4 protein-coding genes are annotated in these 4,191 nt (G+C 40.6%); all 4 read right to left on the bottom strand.

From position 1 onward, the window contains the following. Positions 1-238: 238 nt before the first annotated feature. Positions 239-946 carry a VRR-NUC domain-containing protein gene (locus tag NL647_RS27005; RefSeq protein WP_253650909.1) on the bottom strand — a complete coding sequence of 236 codons (708 nt, stop codon included), beginning with the start codon at positions 944-946 and terminating at the stop codon, positions 239-241. A 762-nt stretch (positions 947-1,708) separates the two neighbouring features. After that, a complete protein-coding gene (locus NL647_RS26990; protein ID WP_050922723.1) occupies positions 1,709-2,113 on the bottom strand; it encodes a hypothetical protein in 405 nt (134 codons plus the stop codon). 680 nt (positions 2,114-2,793) lie between these two features. Next, complete coding sequence (locus NL647_RS27285; RefSeq protein ID WP_213960517.1) at positions 2,794-3,246, bottom strand: ion channel; 453 nt, start codon at positions 3,244-3,246, stop codon at positions 2,794-2,796. Between the two features lie 139 nt (positions 3,247-3,385). Next, positions 3,386-4,045 carry an HAD family hydrolase gene (locus NL647_RS26965; protein ID WP_253650907.1) on the bottom strand — a complete coding sequence of 220 codons (660 nt, stop codon included), beginning with the start codon at positions 4,043-4,045 and terminating at the stop codon, positions 3,386-3,388. Positions 4,046-4,191 lie beyond the last annotated feature (146 nt).

Raw genomic sequence — 4,191 nt, 5'->3', positions numbered from 1 at the left:
TCAACTAAGAACTCATCTATATTCATATGGAACCTATGCAATCACACACTATAAAAGGGGATTTTAACAAAACAAAATACCGATAGATATAGTCATGATATCGTGCAGAAACACATAACGCCCTGTTAAGGTGTGAGCAACGCAATACCAATGCCGCCGCATACCACCTTAAACACTAAATCTAACGCATAGTAAAAATGCCACGCGTTGCGAATCACTCTTAAACAGTTTGTTAGGTTTATATGCCGAAAACATCCACTATAGCAAAGTCTAGATCCAACGGTTTCACGAACTTTTCAATGATAACTTTCTGACTTGATTGAACTCGGTCTCCAGGAGCTTTCACCTCCAGAAACTTAACGCATCCGTCTTTCCAAATGGTCAGGTCAGCCCAACCTTTGCGATACGCATATGGATCTTGTGCGAATATCTCAGCTATTTCAGCTAACTTAGTATTCCCCAAATGAAGGTGTAACCCCGAAAGCAATGAGTCAGAAAGGTTGGGAAAAAAGTCTAGTACTGTAGATTGCTGAGTTAATCTAAAACTACCGATATCTAATTCGAAAGTTTCATCTGAGCTCATAACTGCAAAATTGGCAGATACTTGAGTTGGCGTCGCTTTTTTTACATTGTTTATCAGCCAAGAACGATCAAACCGATCCTCTTCAAAAGCGACATTTTGTGCGTACAGAGCTTCTACAAAAGTACTTTTATGGCGGGGAGATAGCACAGGAAAAGACATTGCTTTGATTAAATTCAAAAGCAAACCACCCTCACCCGCATATCCTTGCCACCCCTCAGAAATATAGTGTTCAAGTACAGCTTTTTCTACAGAAACAAAATTGTGGCTAAAATTACTTTTCCACTCTTTCTTGCTAGCTCCCATTTGCAAGCCAAGGTGTATAAGTTCAACACCTAAGTTTTTAGCGATTCTTTCTTGCGCCATAAACAAATACGCCTCTATAAACCTAACGCCCTGCTAAGGGGTGAGCAACGCAATACCGAAGCCGCCGCGTACCACCTTAATCACTAAATTCAACGCATAGTAAAAATGCCACGCGTTGCGAATCCCTCTTGAGCAGTTTGTTAGTCGCGAGGCACCGAGCGACAATTTTAAGCCGAACTAAACTTTGCAAACAACAAACTTTATGTGCTTTGATGCATTTAAGTTAGGCGTGGTCTCAAAGCGGCTACTCAATGAAACCACTTGGAACATAAAACGCCGTAGAAAACGGACTGACAACACCAAAGAGCGCTTTTTGGAAAACCAATCTCACAGTGCGGAGTTTCAACAAAGTCACTGAAACCACGTGGAACTTACAACACCAGAGAAGACGACTTTTCAGCGAGTAGATCTGCTTTTGAACCAACAAACTCACCGGACAGGGTTGCAACCAAGAACAGACGCTCGATTACCCTGTTCTGTCAGCGCCAAAGAACAAGAAAAACGCTTGGACGCTTGCAAAACTTTGGATTTGAAACAGCCTGAAACTGAGTTTTGACCATCGATGAAGAGCCTGTATAGCAAACAATCATCAGTCAAATTTTAAGCTTAGAAACATGATTTTGACTGCAAGCTTTTTCTGGCGACTAACGCCTTGTTAAGGTGTGAGGCACGCAATACCGAAGCTCCCGCATACTACCTTAACCACTAAAACCAACGCATGGTAAAAATGCCACGCGTGCCGAATCACTCTTGAACAATTTGTTAGCTGTTTTTCCCCACGATGAGCTCTAGGTCACTTGCAAATGCCTCCAAACACGTTTGATCCGTGACAAATTCGAACTCTAACAGCTGAGAATTAGCACTATGTTCCGCAAAGGTTCCACTGATAATAACATGACCCAATCTGTTGATTTTAAAGTTAATAAAATGAACTCCGTACTCTTCGGTTAGTGTTACCGTGCCACTTAAGGTTTTAGACATTGAAATAATATCTTCTGCAAACTTAGCAACATTATCGAAGCGTACATTTCCAGAGTATGAGAAACCTCTGGACTTCATCGTTAGATTGCATTTTAAGGAAGTTCGATTTACCAGCTTGCAACTTTGAAGTGTGAGCGACTGTGTATCGTCATGAGTTTTTAGATGCACGACTTCTATATTTTCCATGGAGTCTCCAAACAGCTAACGCCTTGCTAAGGTGTGAGTAACGCAATACAAAAGCTACCGCACAGCGCCTTAATCACATAAGCCACCGCAAAGTAAAAATGCCACGCGTTACGAATCACTCTTAAGCAATTTGTTAGTACATGCGCTACTTCTATTTATGCGCTCCAAGATATTGAAAAGTGGAATGATATGAAAGGCTTTGAACACTGAAGTGAGACGGGCAGCTACAAAACTTTACCCCAGATGAAAGACGAAAGTTGGCTAGAAGAAAAACGCACTGAACAGCCCTATTTTCACTTGCTTCAAATTAGAAAAGGATTCTTTCCTCGTACTTCAACAGCCACACCAAAAATAATCAAGGTTCTCTCAAAAGCCACCACGAAAATGAAAAAGCGCTAAAGAAATAGGCTAAGAGTTAGAAGCCGTAAACGTTGAAATCAAAGCAAGCACAACGCATATAGTGCCACCGGAAAGAACGTGAGAGGCACTAATTGAAAGGTGAAAAGACGAACGCCAAAACAGATAAACACCAAAACTTATGACCTTTGATGTCAAACCCGTACTAACGCCCAATTAAGGTGTGAAGCACGCGACCACTACACTTAATTTGACCACCGTAAACACTAAACTCAAATCAAACCCAAAATGCCAAGCGTGCTGAATCACTCTTAAATTGTTTGTTAGGTGTTTTTGTCTCCAACAGCTGTTCTTGAAGTAAACACCGCCAAAAGTAGACTCATGAAAATAGCCATCATGATATAACCAAACAGTGCCTCTATGGCTGCTATGTGTCTGATGCCCTCGGTTGGCAAGCAGTCGCCATAACCGAGCGTAGTCCAAGTTACAATGCTAAAGTAAAAGCTCTCATACGTATTCTTAACAAGCTCTCCATTACATACAATCCCCTCCATTTCATAAATCACAGAAAATGTAGAAATAGTAAAGATCATAAGAAGGATAAATATAGCGAAAGCTTCTATTCGATGTTTATGGATATCATGATTTAGAGCCCAATAAACGTAATATGGCACAGCCAAAGCTAGGGTAACTAACCCTACCTCCCAATACCTGAGAGAAACTGATGCAAAAGTGGTACTAAGAGCCACAAGAAAAATTTTATGTGATACTTGCATAATATCTGACCTTTAAAACACCTAACGCCCTGTTAAGGGGTGAGCAACGCAATACAAAAGTCGCCGCATACCACCTTAATCACTTAAACCAACGCATAGTGAAAATGCCACGCGTTGCGAATCCCTCTTGAACAGTTTGTTATGCGTAAACTAACGTTGTTCGCCATAGCTGATCGAACTCTTGAAAAGTAGAAAAACTATGGTCAACGTACTCTGGTTTATGCAACTTTTCAGTTTTCCACAATGTCACAAGACCCAAGTTTTTCGCAGGAGCCATATCAGATAACAAACTGTCTCCGCAAAAAAACACCTTTTTGCCACTGTCGCTAAACTTACTTAAACCAATTTTAAAAATACTTAAATCAGGCTTTTTAACACCAACACCACCTGATGTAATAGTGAAATCAAAGTACTCATCGAACCCCAAAGCCGCAATTTTACGCTTTTGAAAAAAGTCCCTACCATTCGTTATACAGCCGATGGAAACACAACTATTTTTCAACATTGCTAATGTCTCCAGCGTACCATCGAAAGGAACCGAAAACTCATGGAAGGAACGGTCAAAGGCTATCAATAGCTCTCGCTCAAGTTTTGGCGAAAAGTTAAAGCGCTCAGCTAATACGCTAAAAACTTGAGTTTTAGGTTGGATGATATTGTTTTGAGCAATAAACTCACTGACAAACCGTTGTTCCGGTAAATCTAGATTATTCAATGTAGTATTTAAAAGCTCATCAGCATAACTTTTAAGAGACGCACTTTTGTCATGCAATGTATCATCTAAATCAAAAATTATGTTCACAGACTATCCTTATCTTCATTACGCATAACGCCCTGTTAAGGTGTGAGCAACGCAATACTGAAGCTACCGCATGCCACCTTAAACACTAAACGCAACGCATAGCAAAAATGCCAAGCGTTGCGAATCACTCTTAAACAGATTGTTAT

It is taken from the genome of Vibrio sp. Y29_XK_CS5 (assembly GCF_024181835.1).
In the GTDB taxonomy this organism is placed as follows: Bacteria; Pseudomonadota; Gammaproteobacteria; order Enterobacterales; family Vibrionaceae; genus Vibrio; species Vibrio harveyi.
This window is presented reverse-complemented; position numbering and strand designations above follow the sequence as displayed.